General features: G+C 44.8%; 11 protein-coding genes. 5 read left to right on the top strand and 6 right to left on the bottom strand.

The window, feature by feature from the left end; all coding sequences use genetic code 11:
* Positions 1 to 76: 76 nt before the first annotated feature.
* Positions 77 to 958 carry a LysR family transcriptional regulator gene (locus tag NI389_RS19305; protein ID WP_308363121.1) on the bottom strand — a complete coding sequence of 294 codons (882 nt, stop codon included), beginning with the start codon at positions 956 to 958 and terminating at the stop codon, positions 77 to 79.
* 119 nt (positions 959 to 1,077) lie between these two features.
* Between NI389_RS19305 and NI389_RS19300 the strand changes: the two genes are divergently transcribed.
* Together NI389_RS19300 and fghA are read left to right on the top strand one after the other, a co-directional pair.
* Positions 1,078 to 2,226 carry an S-(hydroxymethyl)glutathione dehydrogenase/class III alcohol dehydrogenase gene (locus tag NI389_RS19300; protein WP_308363120.1) on the top strand — a complete coding sequence of 383 codons (1,149 nt, stop codon included), beginning with the start codon at positions 1,078 to 1,080 and terminating at the stop codon, positions 2,224 to 2,226.
* A 56-nt stretch (positions 2,227 to 2,282) separates the two neighbouring features.
* On the top strand, positions 2,283 to 3,122 hold the full coding sequence (gene fghA, locus NI389_RS19295; protein ID WP_308363119.1) for an S-formylglutathione hydrolase: 840 nt from the start codon (positions 2,283 to 2,285) through the stop codon (positions 3,120 to 3,122).
* Positions 3,123 to 3,252: 130 nt separating this feature from the next.
* On the opposite strand, the gene NI389_RS19290 is transcribed toward fghA, so the two are convergent.
* The 4 genes from NI389_RS19290 to NI389_RS19275 form a co-directional block, all read right to left on the bottom strand.
* Complete coding sequence (locus NI389_RS19290) at positions 3,253 to 5,418, bottom strand: M3 family metallopeptidase (RefSeq protein ID WP_308363118.1); 2,166 nt, start codon at positions 5,416 to 5,418, stop codon at positions 3,253 to 3,255.
* Between the two features lie 878 nt (positions 5,419 to 6,296).
* Positions 6,297 to 8,516, bottom strand: a complete 2,220-nt coding sequence (katG, locus tag NI389_RS19285) for a catalase/peroxidase HPI (RefSeq protein WP_308363117.1) — start codon at positions 8,514 to 8,516, stop codon at positions 6,297 to 6,299.
* A gap of 187 nt (positions 8,517 to 8,703) precedes the next feature.
* Positions 8,704 to 9,684, bottom strand: a complete 981-nt coding sequence (locus NI389_RS19280) for a glutathione S-transferase family protein (RefSeq protein WP_308363116.1) — start codon at positions 9,682 to 9,684, stop codon at positions 8,704 to 8,706.
* 10 nt (positions 9,685 to 9,694) lie between these two features.
* Positions 9,695 to 10,534: a pirin family protein gene (locus tag NI389_RS19275; RefSeq protein ID WP_308363114.1), complete on the bottom strand. Its 840-nt coding sequence runs from the start codon at positions 10,532 to 10,534 to the stop codon at positions 9,695 to 9,697.
* 215 nt (positions 10,535 to 10,749) lie between these two features.
* On the opposite strand from NI389_RS19275, the gene NI389_RS19270 reads away from it, so the two are divergent.
* Together NI389_RS19270 and NI389_RS19265 are read left to right on the top strand one after the other, a co-directional pair.
* Positions 10,750 to 11,262: a DUF2141 domain-containing protein gene (locus NI389_RS19270; RefSeq protein WP_308363113.1), complete on the top strand. Its 513-nt coding sequence runs from the start codon at positions 10,750 to 10,752 to the stop codon at positions 11,260 to 11,262.
* Between the two features lie 253 nt (positions 11,263 to 11,515).
* Entirely contained in the window at positions 11,516 to 13,342 is a 1,827-nt protein-coding gene (locus NI389_RS19265; RefSeq protein ID WP_308363112.1) for an ATP-binding protein, read from the top strand.
* Between the two features lie 99 nt (positions 13,343 to 13,441).
* Here NI389_RS19265 and NI389_RS21175 read toward each other — a convergent pair whose 3' ends face one another.
* Positions 13,442 to 14,533: a methyl-accepting chemotaxis protein gene (locus tag NI389_RS21175; protein WP_308363111.1), complete on the bottom strand. Its 1,092-nt coding sequence runs from the start codon at positions 14,531 to 14,533 to the stop codon at positions 13,442 to 13,444.
* Positions 14,534 to 14,818: 285 nt separating this feature from the next.
* On the opposite strand from NI389_RS21175, the gene NI389_RS19255 reads away from it, so the two are divergent.
* Positions 14,819 to 15,322: a hypothetical protein gene (locus NI389_RS19255; protein ID WP_308363110.1), complete on the top strand. Its 504-nt coding sequence runs from the start codon at positions 14,819 to 14,821 to the stop codon at positions 15,320 to 15,322.
* Positions 15,323 to 15,355: the final 33 nt, after the last annotated feature.

The following is a 15,355-nucleotide window of genomic DNA, read 5'->3' as shown; positions in this document are numbered from 1 at the left end:
TGATTTAAATTAGAACCGCGTAGAGCGATGAATGTGCGGTAAAAGAATGTCGATTCAGAGGATATCACCGCAAATTTCAGAATCCTTCGTTACGTAATTGCTCAGCTAAAAAATCAATGAGTAGACGGACTTTTGGCGAAAGGTTGCGGTTTTCAGGGTACAGTGCCCAAATGCCTTCGAGTTTTGCGCGGTAGGGGCGCAAAATTTCGATGAGTTGACCGTTATTTAAGTCCTCTTGAATGTAGTAATCCGGTAATTGGATTAGGCCTAAGCCGCGAATTGCGGCGTCGCGTAGTGCGAACCCACTGTTGCACTTTATTCTGCCGGAAATGCGTAGCGACTTTTCTTTGCCAGCTTCATCAAAGCGCCAATAATCAATCGTACCACTTAAACATTGGTGATGTGCTAACTCCGACAGCGTATGGGGTTCGCCATAGTGCGCGAGGTATTCTGGGCTCGCGCACACGTACAATTGGCGGCTCGAAAGGCGTTTTGCAATTAAACTGGAGTCTGCAAGCTTACCCAGTCGAACGGCGATGTCGATGCCGGATTCGATTAGATCAAGGCGTTGATTGGTTAGGATAAGCTCAAGATCCACTTGTGGGTGAAGCTGCAAAAATTGATTGAGTAACGGTGCAAGGTGTTTTTCACCATACGTTACAGGCGCTGTGACTTTAACTAAACCTTTAGGCGCTGTTTGCATTTGCGTAACGGTGAGTTCTGCGAGTTCAAGGCCATCGACCAAGTGCTTGCACTTCTGATAGTACAGCATACCCGCTTCGGTTAACGTGACTTTCCGTGTGGTGCGATTAAGCAACTTTACGGCAAGTCGCTCCTCCAATGTACCCACTTTACGACTTATTTGAGCTACAGATGTATTTAATTTCTTTGCAGCTTGCGTAAAACTGCTTGATTCTGCCACCGCGACAAATTCACTCACACCTTCCCAATTTGCCATTTCAACACGCCATTATTACGTATACGTAAAAATAATTTTCAATATCGCCATATTATCAATAAATGTGAAATAGCTATACTTGAAAGCGTAAAAATTCTTATTGGTAGAAGGAAACCGTAATGGCATTACATCTTGAACCTGGACAACAGTTTATTAAATCAAAAGCGGCCGTAGCTTGGGCGGCAGGTGAACCACTTAAAATGGAAGAAGTGGACGTACAACTCCCTAAAAAAGGTGAAGTGTTAGTCCGTATCGTCGCCACAGGTGTTTGTCATACGGATGCGTTTACGTTGTCTGGAGAAGACCCTGAAGGCGTGTTTCCTTCTATCTTAGGACACGAAGGGGGCGGTGTGGTTGAAATGGTCGGTGAAGGCGTCACGAGTGTGGCCGTTGGCGATCACGTGATTCCTCTGTACACCGCGGAATGCCGTGAGTGTAAGTTCTGCAAGTCGGGCAAAACAAACTTGTGCCAAGCAGTCCGCGCAACACAAGGCAAAGGTTTGATGCCAGATGGTACAACTCGTTTCTACAAAGATGGCCAACCTATCTACCACTACATGGGGTGTTCAACTTTCTCCGAATATACCGTTTTGCCCGAAATCTCGTTGGCTAAAATCAATAAAGCCGCGCCTCTGGAAGAGGTCTGTTTACTAGGTTGTGGTGTTACAACGGGCATGGGAGCGGTACTCAATACAGCGAAGGTTAAAGCAGGTGACACGGTGGCGATTTTTGGCCTTGGTGGTATCGGCTTATCGGCAATCATCGGTGCGCGTATGGCGGGTGCAAGCCGTATTATTGGTATCGATATCAATGAAAGTAAATTTGATTTAGCGAAACAACTGGGGGCGACGGATGTCATTAACCCACAACAATTTGATAAACCAATCCAAGACGTAATCATCGAAATGACCGACGGTGGAGTCGACTTCTCTTTCGAGTGTATTGGTAACGTAAACGTGATGCGCCAAGCACTCGAGTGTTGTCATAAAGGATGGGGTGAATCTGTGATCATCGGCGTTGCGGGTGCAGGCCAAGAAATCTCAACGCGACCTTTCCAATTGGTGACAGGCCGAGTATGGCGAGGTTCGGCGTTTGGTGGAGTGAAAGGTCGTACGGAGTTGCCGGAAATTGTTGAGCGTTACTTAGCCGGTGAATTCGGCTTGCAAGAGTTTATAACGCACACAATGAGTCTCGAAGAGGTAAACACGGCATTCGACTTGATGCATGAAGGTAAGAGTATCCGTTCAGTCGTCCATATGGATAAATAACTCACTACATTGATGGAGAAAGCGCAGCAGCCTTTTTGCTGCGTTTTTAGGTTACTATGACAATAGAAAATATAAGTCAAAACAAAGTATTTGGTGGTTGGCATAAGCAATATACGCATTATTCCAAGGTGCTTAATTGTGCGATGCGATTTGCTATTTTTTTACCACCTCAAGCAACGGATGCGAACAACGTTCCTGTACTGTATTGGTTATCAGGACTGACGTGTACCGACGAAAATTTCATGCAAAAAGCGGGAGCCTTTCGCGTGGCAGCCGAGCTTGGAATCGCGATTGTCGCGATGGACACCAGTCCGCGTGGTGATGCGGTTGCAAACGATGACGGTTATGATCTTGGGCAAGGGGCTGGGTTTTACGTGAATGCTACTGAGGCGCCATGGTCTGAACATTTCCACATGTATGATTATGTGACAGAGGAATTGCCATCGCTTATCCAAACACATTTTCCCGTGTCGGCGGTGGCATCAATTTCAGGGCATAGCATGGGGGGGCATGGTGCGTTAACGCTTGGACTTAAAAACACGCAGCAATACCGTTCTATTTCGGCATTCAGCCCAATTAGTAATCCTACACAATGCCCGTGGGGGCAAAAGGCGTTCACTGCCTATTTTGGGAATAACGTAACGCGTTGGAAAGAGCATGACGCCAGCATGTTGCTGTCTCAATCAACGGGTGAAACGCCAATTTTAGTTGACCAAGGTGAATCCGATCCATTTTTGATTGAACAGCTTAAACCATTGGCGTTGGAGGCTGCAGCTGAGTCGTACAGCGGACGATTTGAGCTACGCTTGCATGCAGGTTATGACCATAGCTATTATTTTATTGCGAGTTTTATCGAAGATCATTTACGTTTTCACGCGGAATACTTGTTTGATTAAATTGGCCTTAATCAAGCCCGTGTTGGTTGGCGATTTGTAAAAGAGAAAAAAGAGGTGCTTGATTGAATCAAGCACCTCTTTTTTTGAACGTTGCGAAAACGGTGCGACCTCGCACACCATAAGCCGTTTATTATTCCGTTACAGGAAAACCACGGTCACGCATTAACGCATTCACTTCTGCATCACGGCCGCGGAATAGGCGATACGCTTCTGCAGGATCCATCGCGTTGCGTACTGAGAATAGATACTTTACAAGACGAGCCGATACGTCTTTGTCATAGAAACCACCTGGAGCACTCGCGAAGGCTTCTGCCGCATCCGAAGTAAGTACTTCAGCCCATAAATAACCGTAATATCCCGCTGAGTATCCTTCGCCAGAGAAAATATGGCCGAAGTGTGTGCTGCGGTGGCGCATGACAACTTCACTTGGCATTCCGAGTTTAGTTAACTGTTCTTTCTCAAATTTCTGTGGCTCAATCTTCGCAGGATCAGTTGTATGGTACAACAAGTCCATAATCGCAGAAGCCATGTATTCCGTTGTACCAAAACCTTGGTTGAACGTGGCTGAGTTCTTAATTTTTTGAACTAGTTCAGCCGGCATTGGTTTGCCGGTTTCATGGTGAACCAAGAACTGGCTGATCACTTCATCCGTTAACAACCAACGCTCAAGCAACTGAGATTGGAACTCGGTATAGTCACGAACGCCTGAGTGTGAAGTTGGGTAAACGACGTCTGCTGACAGGAAATGAAGTGCGTGACCAAATTCATGGAAGTACGTTTCCGCATCAGACCAAGAAATCAATGTTGGTTTTCCTTCTGCGCCTTTCACGAAGTTTGAGTTGTTTGAACTTAACACATTGGTTTCACCGTCAAACGTAGTATAGCTTCGGTAGGTTGTAGCCCAAGCCCCAGAACGTTTGCCTTTGCGCGCGAACGGGTCGAGATACCAAAGGCCGATGTGTTTGCCCGTGGTTTTGTCTTTCACTTCCCATACTTTCACGTCTTCGTGGAATACTGGCACTTTACCCGCTGGTACTTCAGTAAATTCAAAGTTAAAAAGACGACCAGCGACATAGAACATCGCTTCGCGTAATTTATCTAGCTGTAAGTACTGCTTCACTTCATTTGAATCGAGATCGTATTTATCCTTACGCACTTTCTCTGAATAGAAACGGTAGTCCCACGGTTCAATCTTAATGTTTGCGCCTTCTTTATCGGCAATCGCTTGCATATCAGCGACTTCCTCTTTAACGCGAGCAATGGCTGCTGGCCAGACTTTGTTCATCAGACCCATCGCATTTTCTGGCGTTTTTGCCATACGATCTTCTAAACGCCACTGTGCATAGTTTTCGTAACCCAGTAATTTAACGCGTTCGTTGCGAAGTGTAAGGATTTGTTTAATAACGGCATTGTTATCAAATTCATCCCCGTTATTGCCTCGGTCGTAGTAATTACGCCATACTTTTTCACGCAGTTCACGCTCAGTTGAGTAGGTTAAAAACGGATCCATCGATGAACGTGAATTGGTAATCGCGTACATACCCGCGTGTTCACGCTCGGATGCTGCAGCCGCAGCCGATTCAATGAAGGACTCAGGAAGACCCGATAACTGCTCTTTCGTTAAATAAACAACGTAGTTTTCCTCATCGGCTAAAACATTACTTGAGAATTTCGCATGCAGTGTCGCAAGCTCTTGGTTTATTTCAGCGTAACGTTTTTTGGCGTCGCCTTGCAGCGTTGCACCATTACGCGCATAGCCGTTATAAGTAAGCCAAGTGACGCGTTGTTGCTCTGGCGTTAGTGACTTGAACTCATCACTTTCGTATACCGTTTTGATGCGTGAGAAAAGTGTTTCATTTTGCGTGATTTTAGAATTGAATGCCGCGAGTTTCGGGGCCATTTCGCCTCGAATTTCACGGAACTCAGGGCTAGATACATTCGAAGACCAAATACCATAGTAGGTAAAAACACGATCCAGAGTTTTACCTGCACGTTCTAGTTCGGCAATGGTGTTTTCAAAATTTGGTGCTTCACTGTTATTCGCGATTTTGTCGATTTCAGCTAAGTTTTCCGCCATCGCGGTTTCAAGCGCAGGTTTGAGTAGGTTCAAGTCCATTTTATCGAACTGAGGTACACCTTGATACGGGCCTTTAAATGGTTCTAATAATACGTTCTCAACGGTTTGTACTTGCTCTGTTGTAGTGTTAGCCGTTTGCTGAGATTCCACTGGAGCTTGGCTGCATCCAGCAAGCGCAGCAACAATCGCTGCAGAAAGGAAAGTCATACGAAGTTTCATGCAATTTCTCTTTGTTATTATGATTTGGGTGTTGAAAGTGAAGTGTATGGATTCGAGGGAAAAGTGCAATGGCTTTGCGTTGGAGTGACAGCATATCTAGATAAGCGTGCTCAGTTAGTAAAATTTTGCTCTGGCTAGTATTCATGGGCTCGTACAGATAGCATGGAAAAAATTGAGAGAATTTAACTAGTTACTGTAAAGGGGGTTTACAGTACAAAATTTTACTAACGTTGCCAGCCTAGTTGGTAAAAAAGTGATCTGACGATAGGTTCGTTCAACATACTGATAAATATAAATAAAATGGTATTAAAATTATTAATCTCTCTTACCTCGTTAGTTACAAATGTAATCTTTGAGCTTGCTGCAAGTGAGTAACGACGGTGTCTCTAGACGTTATCGAATGATGAGATCACTTTTTTACTAACTAGACAGACTATCAAGTTAGTAAAAAAGTGATCTCTGTTGACGTCTTCGGGTTATTTAGCCCAAATCACCAATTGTGTGGAGGTGCCAGATCACAATTTTACTAACATTAATTGGTTCCGGAGGCTCAATTTGGGCACGTCATTGGGAAAAATGGGGGGCGAAGACGTAATCAGGGACGGAATAGGTTCTACAGATCACTTTTTTACTAACTTGAAAGTACAATATCAGGCAAGGTACGGGCTGATTGAATCCAAAAACGCGAGTGCTTAGTAAAAATCTGATCTCTGTATTAAAGGCGCTTCGTCTGCGGAGGCGCGGGACATGTGCATAAAGCAAGTTTCAACGCAGATGCTTTGATATCGAACTTCGCGGTTGATGGAAGGTGATGCGCGGTAAATATAGAAGAGAAAGAAAAGCCCACACTCATTAGTGTAGGCTTTTGGCTTATCGAATTAACGTAGGTCGAAGCGGTCTAAACGCATGACTTTTACCCACACTTCAACAAAGTCATTTACAAACTTCTGTTTAGCGTCATCAGAAGCATAAACTTCTGCAATTGCGCGTAGTTCTGAGTGCGAGCCGAAAATCAAATCAACAGGCGTTGCTGTCCATTTGAGTTCGCCAGTTTTGCGGTCGTGACCTTCGTATAAACCTTCCGTTGCTGATTTACTCCATGTCGTAGACATATCGAGTAAGTTAATGAAGAAATCATTCGTCAACGTACCAGGTTTATTCGTAAATACACCATTTTTAGAACCTTGGTAGTTTGCATCGAGTGCGCGCATTCCACCCAGCAACACCGTCATTTCAGGCACTGTCAGACCTAACATGTTGGACTTATCAACTAACATTTCGGTCGGTGACATAAATGCGTCCATAGTGTAATAGTTTCTGAATGCATCAGCCTTTGGTTCAAGGACCGCAAAGGAGTTGATGTCGGTTTGTGCTTGCGTTGCGTCTGTGCGGCCAGGTTTAAATTCAACCTCGACGTTCACGCCAGCTTCGCTTGCGGCTTTCTCCACCGCTGCGCTACCACCCAGTACGATTAGGTCAGCAAGTGAAACGTGTTTCTTGCCAGCACGTTGATTAAACGACTGTTGTATCGATTCAAGTTCAGCCAACACTTTCTTAACTTCGGTTGGGTTATTCGCTTTCCAACTGATCTGCGGTTCTAAACGTAAACGACCCCCATTTGCACCACCGCGCATATCGGTTACGCGGTGGCTTGAAGCCGCAGCCCATGCGGTTCGAACAAGTTCAGGGACACTTAAACCGGATTTTAAAATTTGTGCTTTCAATGTTTTTACATCGGATGCCGTAATCGGAGTGTAATCAGCGTCAGGCACAGGATCTTGCCAAGAGAATACTTCACTTGGTACTTCCGCACCAACGTAGCGAGCACGAGGCCCCATATCGCGGTGAGTCAATTTAAACCATGCTTTTGCAAACGCATGTTCGAACTCTTTTGGATCTGCTCTGAATCGGTCAACAATCTGTTTAAACTGCGGATCAAATTTTAACGCCAAGTCTGTCGTAAACATGATAGGCGCATGGCGTTTACCCGCCACATGCGCGTCGGGAACTAAGTTCGACGCGGCTGCATTGTCAGGGATCCATTGCGTAGCACCGGCTGGACTTTTCGTGATTACCCAGTTGAAATTCATTAGGTTATCTAAATAGTTAGTCGACCATTGAGTGGGCGTAACGGTCCACGCACCTTCAAGACCACTTGTGGTCGTATCTTCACTATGGCCTTTGCCACATTTGTTTTTCCAACCAAAGCCTTGTTCTTCAATGGCGGCCGCTGCGGGTTCTTTGCCTGTGCAATCTGCAGGTTTCTTCGCTCCGTGGGCTTTACCAAACGTATGTCCACCCGCAATTAATGCAACGATTTCGTCGTCGTTCATCGCCATACGGCCAAAAGACATCCGAATATCTTGAGCTGCAAGTAATGGATCGGGTTTACCATGTGGACCTTCAGGGTTCACGTAAATCAAGCCCATTTCTACGGCCGCAAGAGGGCCTTTTAACTTACCTTTATTGTCGCGGCGCTCGTCTTTTAAAAATGCGGTCTCAGGGCCCCAGTATACCAAATCAGGCTCCCAGTCATCCGCGCGACCACCGGCAAAACCAAGCGTTTCGAAACCCATCGATTCCAGCGCGACGTTACCAGCTAAGACCATTAAGTCAGCCCAAGAAAGGCTCTTGCCGTACTTTTTCTTTACCGGCCAAAGTAGACGACGAGCTTTGTCTAAATTCGCGTTGTCAGGCCAGCTATTGAGCGGATCAAAACGTTGTTGGCCGCCTGCCGCACCACCACGACCGTCGTGAATTCGATAAACCCCAGCGCTGTGCCATGCCATACGGATCATTAAAGGCCCGTAGTGACCCCAATCAGCTGGCCACCAATCTTTGGAGTCTTTAAGCGTTGTTTCAATGTCTTGTTTTACTTGCTGTAAATTTAACTTGCTGAATTCAGCGACGTAGTTGTAATTCGTACCATACGGATTGGATTCTGCGGCGTGTTGTCGAAGTGGGCTTAGGTTGAGTTGCTCTGGCCACCAAAACTGGTTGGTTTTTGCTTCATTGGTCATGCTTGCATAGCTCGGTGTGGCAAAAACCGACACCATAATCGCTACAGCAGAGAGCATGTGCTTTTTCGTCGTTCTCATATCGATGCTTCCTAATGTGAATCGTTCTCAGTTCGAATTGAACTTTAGTTCACCTTTTAATTAGTTAACATCGAGAAAAATGAATCGCTGTATTCGGAAAAATTGATAGTACAAACAACTTTATACGAATTATTGGGACATTAATGAGCGGCGGAGGGGTCTATCCACCGCATTTATTATGTTGTCATTAAGCTAGTAATGCACGATTGTGGGGTCGTGATAGATTGAGCTTTGGTCCAATCGGTACGACTTGAGTTGGGTTAATTTGAGTATGGCTGAAGTAATAGTGGCGCTTAATGTGCATTAAATCTGTGGTGTCAGCGACCCCTGCGACTTGGTATACATCTCGCAAATATTCACTTAAATTGGGATAGTCTTCAATACGACATAGATTGCATTTGAAATGCCCAACATAGACAGCATCAAAACGTACCAGTGTTGTAAAAAGACGAATGTCGGCTTCCGTAAGCGTACTGCCTAGCAAGTACCGTTTCGTTGAGAGCGCTTTGTCTAATGTATCTAGCGCTGCAAACAGCGTGTCAAACGCGTTTTCATAGGCGTCTTGTGTCGTTGCGAAGCCAACTTTGTATACGCCATTATTCACGTTGTGGTAAATGAACTCGTTAATGTCATCAATCTGAGTACGCAATGCTTGGGGATAATAGTCATCGTCGTTGTGAGTCAGCGAATTAAAGGCCGTATTAAACATGCGTATGATTTCACTCGATTCATTACTCACAATGCGCTGTGTGTGCTTATCCCAAAGCACAGGCACGGTGACTCGACCAGAGTAGGTTGGATCATGTTTTACGTATAACTCATGTAAAAAATTCAGCTGATACAATGCATCGCCAGAGCTCATGGCGTCGGTGTCAAAACTCCAGCCGTGTGACAACATATCTGGGCTCACTACGGACACGTCGATATACGTTTCAAGCCCTTTTAACTTTCTCATGATCAAGGTGCGGTGTGCCCAAGGGCAAGCAAGCGAAACATATAAATGATAACGGCCTTGTTCTGCTTTAAATCCTGCTTCACCGCTTGGCCCAGCTTCACCTGTGTTTGTTACCCAGTTTCGCAATTTTGCCGCTTCGCGTTCAAACCGCCCATTTGATTTTGATGTGTCATACCATTTGTCATGCCACACCCCATCGACTAACAGTCCCATTTCAATCTCCCTATACAATGTCGCCAAAGCGACCTTGTTGGTAATCACGAATGGCTTGGTGTAGCTCTTCTTGCGTGTTCATTACGAATGGACCCATATGGGCGATACGCTCATTAATCGGGTTGCCTGCAAGGACGAGTAACCCCACACCATGAGTACCGCTTTCAAGAATGACAGGCTCAGTCGGATCAAGCGTTAACTGGATCATTTGTCCGAATCGTTCGTCCAATAAGTTGCCGCTGTGAATGTAAATCAAGGCTTTGCCATGTTGGCTCAAATCTAGGGTCGTTTTGCTGTTAGCGGGCATAACAACATCCGCAAGCGCGCCATCACCAGCGAGGCCTTGCAAGTGAGCGCTGACCGTTTGTCCTTCAATATGCCAATCTCCAGCTAATGCTCGAAGTACAACCCCCTGCGCAGTTTCCACCGTTTTCACGCCAGTCATAGCGGAATCCTGGTAACGAGGGGCACGCATTTTTTCCTTTGCAGGCATATTGAGCCAAATTTGGAAACCGTGCATACCATCGATGGCATCGGCGAGCGGCATCTCGGAATGGACGACACCGCGCCCAGTACTCATCCACTGCACGTCGCCTGAGCGAATAGCTTTGACGTTACCCATTTGGTCGCGGTGTTCAAAACCCCCTTTACGAATATAGGTAAACGTTTCGATACCGCGATGTGGATGCGCTGGAAATCCGGCCATGTAATCGCCGCTGTCATCCGATTTTAATTCATCAATCATCAAGAATGGGTCGAGGCTTTTACCATCAAAACCTGCAATGCGATTTATTTTTACGCCAGCACCATCTTGAGTTGCTTGGGCTTTGCGTGCGGTTAAAACTTTCATACGTCTATCTCTTAAGCGTGTTGATGTGATAACAATAGCATTCTCAAAACGAATCAAAAAATTCAATAATTCGCGTAAATCATTCTCAAAATCAGAACGATTGAGTGTCTCTACAATTTAACCACGCTTCCTTACACATTCTTACAGTATTCTTTTTAAACAACACTATCGTTTAACTGCCTTGCTCTTTTAAACGCCAGTTATAAGGAAATCAGATGAAACACACACTCGTTTTAGTCGCCACGATGCTGACATTAATGGGATGCCAGTCCACCAATTCAGCCAGTATCAATGCTAACCCAGGAAAGCTCACGGAACTCACCGTACGCATAGATAACGTGCAAAACACCGATGGCAAACTATTGGTGTTATTGCATGATAATAGCGAAAGCTACTATGCAGATGATAACGTCAAAAAAGACGGGGCTCGTTACTTCGCTATGAAAGCGGTGGTGCCTCAAATTCCAATGACTTTAGTGCAATTTAAAGACATACCAGCGGGAAAATACGCCGTGAGTGTGGTTCATGATGAAGATGATGATGGCAAACTCGATAGAATGGTGTTTCCCTTCTTAGGTATGCCAAGTGAGCCTTACGCACTCTCAAACAACACCTATAACACCTTTTCAAAAGGGGATTTTGAAGCCGCGTTAGTGACAGTCGACGCGCCACAATCAACGGTCACTCTGCAACTTGCAACGCATTTATCTAAAGTGACTGGACTGTAAATTTTCCCACATCTAAATCAAAGAGCAGTAAAAGCAACCGGTGGTTGATGCAACTGCTCATTCTCGTTACTTATAAACGTCTTGATTGATGAGCCATCATGCTGCGTTTCAAGCCTCATTAACCATCCTTCACGGTTTTACGTTGTTAAAAGCGGTGAGTTTACAAAAACAAGCTACAGTTAATTTTAAAAGGAAGCGTGGGTGAGTTAATCAAGCACCTAAATGGCATTTTCAAAGTAATCAAGGTCGAAGCATGTCAAAGCAATTAGGTGAGATCCGTCAGTTACGCACCAAATTACTGCTTGTACTGGTGGTACTGTTGCTCGCTATTGTTTATTTACTCCCCTCTTTATTCCAAAGTCTGGCTGCCCGCGATAGACAAAATAAACATTTGCAAGCGATACAAATAATGTCGAAAGACATCATTCATTATGATGAAATACTGACCATGTCAGCACGGATGTTTGCCTATACGCAAGACTCAACATGGGAAACGCGTTATCAAACTAACGCCGCACGGCTTGATGAGGCTCTTGCCAGCGCCCAACGTCTAGATCCCGAAATTAATGAGGCGATCACCTCCACGGCGAAAGTTAATCAAGCACTGATTGAGATTGAACGCAAGGCATTTGAACAAGCCAAGCTGGGCTATACGCAGTACGCGCAAAACATCCTTTTGAATTCAACCTATGACGATTTAAAGGCTCACTATGCACAAGGTGTATTTAGTGCCATGAAACACGCGATAGAGGTCGAAGAAGGTGCAATATCAAAGGAAAACGAAGAAAAAATCAGGTCTTATTCTTTTCTCCTTGCGATGCTGTCGCTGTTTTTATTGATTTTCATCGTGTTTTTTTACCGTCATAACAAAACAACCGATGATTACATTGGTGATTTGTTAGCGTCACTAGAGAAAACCATTAACCAACTGCAGCAACAAAAAGAGCATCTAACACAGGCGAATCAAGTTAAGTCTCAACTTCTGGCGAATATGTCACATGAATTGAGAACCCCGATTAATGGCATTTATGGCAGTTTGCAGTTACTCAAACAAAAGCCTATTGCAAAAGAAGACCTCGATTTGATTGACACATCAATTCAGTGCAGTGAATTACTTGTTAGTTTGGTGAATGACATTCTTGATTTCACTTATTTAGAGGCGGGTAAGCTTGAGCTCGATACTAAGCCTTTTGACCTCAATAAAACATTGAACACGGTTGAGCATATTTTTCGCGAAGAATGTCGTGTGAACGGTTTGATGTTTGAATTTGATGCTCAATTAAGCTTTGAACAGCGCGAAGGAGATGAAATACGCATCAAGCAGATATTATTCAATTTGCTTAATAACGCCGTTAAATTTACACCGAAAGGCCGTGTTTCTGTGCGAGTTTCTGATTCTACGGAAAACGACATGGTGAACATAACGATTGCAGATACAGGCATTGGCATGAGTGAGGCGACGATGCAAAAGATGTTTGAACGCTTCGAACAAGCGGATGCATCGACCACCCGAACCCAAGGCGGCACGGGGCTAGGCATGCCGATAGTCAAAGCACTGTTAGATGAGATGTCCGGCGCCATTGAAGTCATGAGCCAAGAAGAGGTCGGAACCCAAATAGACCTTCATTTTTTACTGCCTAAACACCTGCAATCGGATGAACTTAGCGCACAACCCAATAAAGTGACATTCGCACCATTAAAAGGCCTCACCGCGTTAGTGGCCGAAGACAATACGATAAACCAAATCGTGATCAGCAAAATGCTGCAAAACGTTGGTATCGATGCCACATTGGTTGCAAATGGGCAAGAAGCAATCAATAAATTGACCACACAGGTAGACCTCGTTTTGCTCGATATTCAAATGCCGGTAATGGATGGGACGGAGGCTTGCAAAGCGATTAAAGCGCTGCGACCAAACTTACCTATCATTGCGGTCACGGCGAATGTGTTTGAAAGCGATATTGCGCATTACAAAGCAATTGGTTTCGACGCCGTCGTCAGTAAACCGATTTCACAGGATGCTTTTGTCGCTGTACTGCATTCGGTGTCTATGGAAGTTGGAAAATCTGTTGGATCTTGAAAGGCGTAAACGAGAGTGAAAAGACGATACATAAAGGCCAGCTTTACGCTTTCCGTCTTTTCGATTGTCATGACCGTGTACTATTGACTCTAAAGTACTTTAACTGTGCATTTGGCGTTCGATGCCGTTTAAGCAATCAAAAACCTCCATACTGGCTTTTTCCATATTCGAAAGCATGGTGATCAGCATTTCTTTGTCCCCTCGGGCACTCGCACGCAAGGCTTCAATGCCCGAAGTATGAACCTTAGCATGCGGGGCTTCGAGTTTTTTGAAATGAGAAAAGTTGGCGAAATCATCGCGACCTTCCCCTTCGTAGTACCACTTTCCTAAACGACATTGATGATGGTCTGCAAACTTATGTTCTTCGCCTTCTTTTCCGCTGCGTATCGCTTTATAAATGTTCACCTTCCAAACTAAATGATCTAATTTCACCGTCTGGATAAACGTACTCATACTGGCCGCAGAAATTACATCGGCCATAACGCGAGATGAGTCGGCCATGCTTCCAACGGATTCATTGATTTCTGACGCAGTATTGGAAACTACTTCAGTTTCATGCGTGTTTTGTTTCACATGCTCAAACGCATTTTCTGTTTGTTGGGTTGTGATGTTGGTGAGATGTGAAATTTTTTCTGCCGCTTCTGAGGAACGGCTCGCCAACGTTCTGACTTCGTCAGCCACGACAGCAAATCCTCGACCTTGTTCACCTGCGCGAGCAGCTTCAATAGCAGCATTCAACGCAAGTAAATTAGTTTGTTCTGAAATACTTTGCACCTGAGTAACAAACGAATTAATTTCGGAGGCAGATTGAGATAATTTTTCAAACGAATCTTTGAGCTTTTCGGTTTGTCCTGTCAAACCAACCAAGACTTTTACGCAACTGCTTAATCCTGAACTGATGTTTTGAAAGTCACTCAAGCTGCCGGTTAAACGAGATTGCTCGCCTTTTAACAGCTCAGCAGAACTCGCGACGTCATGTCTTACCGCATCCAACATATCCAGTGATAAGAAAAAGTTTTTGACGATGGTCCGTTCAATTTCCACAGCTCTAGCGACTTCCGCGGATTCTTCATATGCTGTGTGCAAACGATGTTCGACATCGTTTAGTTTCTCGAGTAGTTGATCTCGTTCACTCTTGAGTGCTTTAACTTCTTCTTCGAACTTATTTGGAACATTCCGTTTGAAAAACATGCAGTGAGCTCCACATAGGCGGATTAATCGAATTGTTGTTATCTAGGTATAGCAAATTTTGGTTATCTTGCTATTTTTTAGCACTTTTTCATGGGAAAAGCCTTTTACAGGTTCCTTTATTTTACGAACCAGATAAAACACCGAGACAGCATCTTTTCAGCACGCAAAAGTGGATGAACGGGGCTGCAGAGCGCGTGAACACAGTGTAAGTTGTCGTAATGTTTCCCAACTCCTGAAATTCCATAATTAACAGGCCAAAACAACTGTTTATTTAAGGAGATCAAAATGGCAACGAATACGAACTTTAACATTAACGTAAATGACCTTATCTCAAGTATTTTTGGGAGCGATAAAGAGCGCAATGATTTGGCTGTTGGGATCCAAAACCAGTGTGGTGATAGCGTGAAAGTTAATTTTTACGTTGATCATGGCAGCTTACGTGACATGGACGACGGTGACAAAATCGCCCAAGGTGAGCTGTGGGAAGTGGGTGTACACGCCAAAGGTGCTGGCTCAAACATAACCATGAACATTACCATGCCAAATGGTTCTGGTTGGGCGATTATGGCGGCGACGCCAGTCGACAAAGAGAATTACTTTAAAATTGCAACGAGCGAAACGGGCTATTCCAGCTCTAAAGACGCTTACAAAGCAGCAAGTGGTAAAAGTAAGCACTACTCTGGTGATGGCATTTATGACGAAACATTTAATGGCTATAGCGCGGTCGTTAGCATGACAGGAGAAAGTCCGGCGGCGTGTACCATCGTGCTTGAGCGCGCGTCGTCTTGACATAGCGTCACGTAATTCCCAAACAATCAGCGC

This window comes from Pseudoalteromonas xiamenensis, from assembly GCF_030994125.1.
GTDB classification, from domain to species: Bacteria; Pseudomonadota; Gammaproteobacteria; order Enterobacterales; family Alteromonadaceae; genus Pseudoalteromonas; species Pseudoalteromonas xiamenensis_B.
The sequence above is the reverse complement of the archived record's forward strand: the minus strand, read 5'-3'. Positions and strand labels throughout refer to the sequence as shown.

Excerpts from the sequence above, each read along its gene's own strand:
- NI389_RS19290 (WP_308363118.1), bottom strand. The coding sequence starts at position 5,418 with ATGAAACTTCGTATGACTTTCCTTTCTGCAGCGATTGTTGCTGCGCTT.
- NI389_RS19270 (WP_308363113.1), top strand. The coding sequence starts at position 10,750 with ATGAAACACACACTCGTTTTAGTCGCCACGATGCTGACATTAATGGGA.
- NI389_RS19305 (WP_308363121.1), bottom strand. The coding sequence starts at position 958 with ATGGCAAATTGGGAAGGTGTGAGTGAATTTGTCGCGGTGGCAGAATCA.
- NI389_RS21175 (WP_308363111.1), bottom strand. The coding sequence starts at position 14,533 with ATGTTTTTCAAACGGAATGTTCCAAATAAGTTCGAAGAAGAAGTTAAA.
- fghA (WP_308363119.1), top strand. The coding sequence starts at position 2,283 with ATGACAATAGAAAATATAAGTCAAAACAAAGTATTTGGTGGTTGGCAT.
- NI389_RS19265 (WP_308363112.1), top strand. The coding sequence starts at position 11,516 with ATGTCAAAGCAATTAGGTGAGATCCGTCAGTTACGCACCAAATTACTG.
- NI389_RS19300 (WP_308363120.1), top strand. The coding sequence starts at position 1,078 with ATGGCATTACATCTTGAACCTGGACAACAGTTTATTAAATCAAAAGCG.
- NI389_RS19275 (WP_308363114.1), bottom strand. The coding sequence starts at position 10,534 with ATGAAAGTTTTAACCGCACGCAAAGCCCAAGCAACTCAAGATGGTGCT.
- NI389_RS19255 (WP_308363110.1), top strand. The coding sequence starts at position 14,819 with ATGGCAACGAATACGAACTTTAACATTAACGTAAATGACCTTATCTCA.
- NI389_RS19280 (WP_308363116.1), bottom strand. The coding sequence starts at position 9,684 with ATGGGACTGTTAGTCGATGGGGTGTGGCATGACAAATGGTATGACACA.
- katG (WP_308363117.1), bottom strand. The coding sequence starts at position 8,516 with ATGAGAACGACGAAAAAGCACATGCTCTCTGCTGTAGCGATTATGGTG.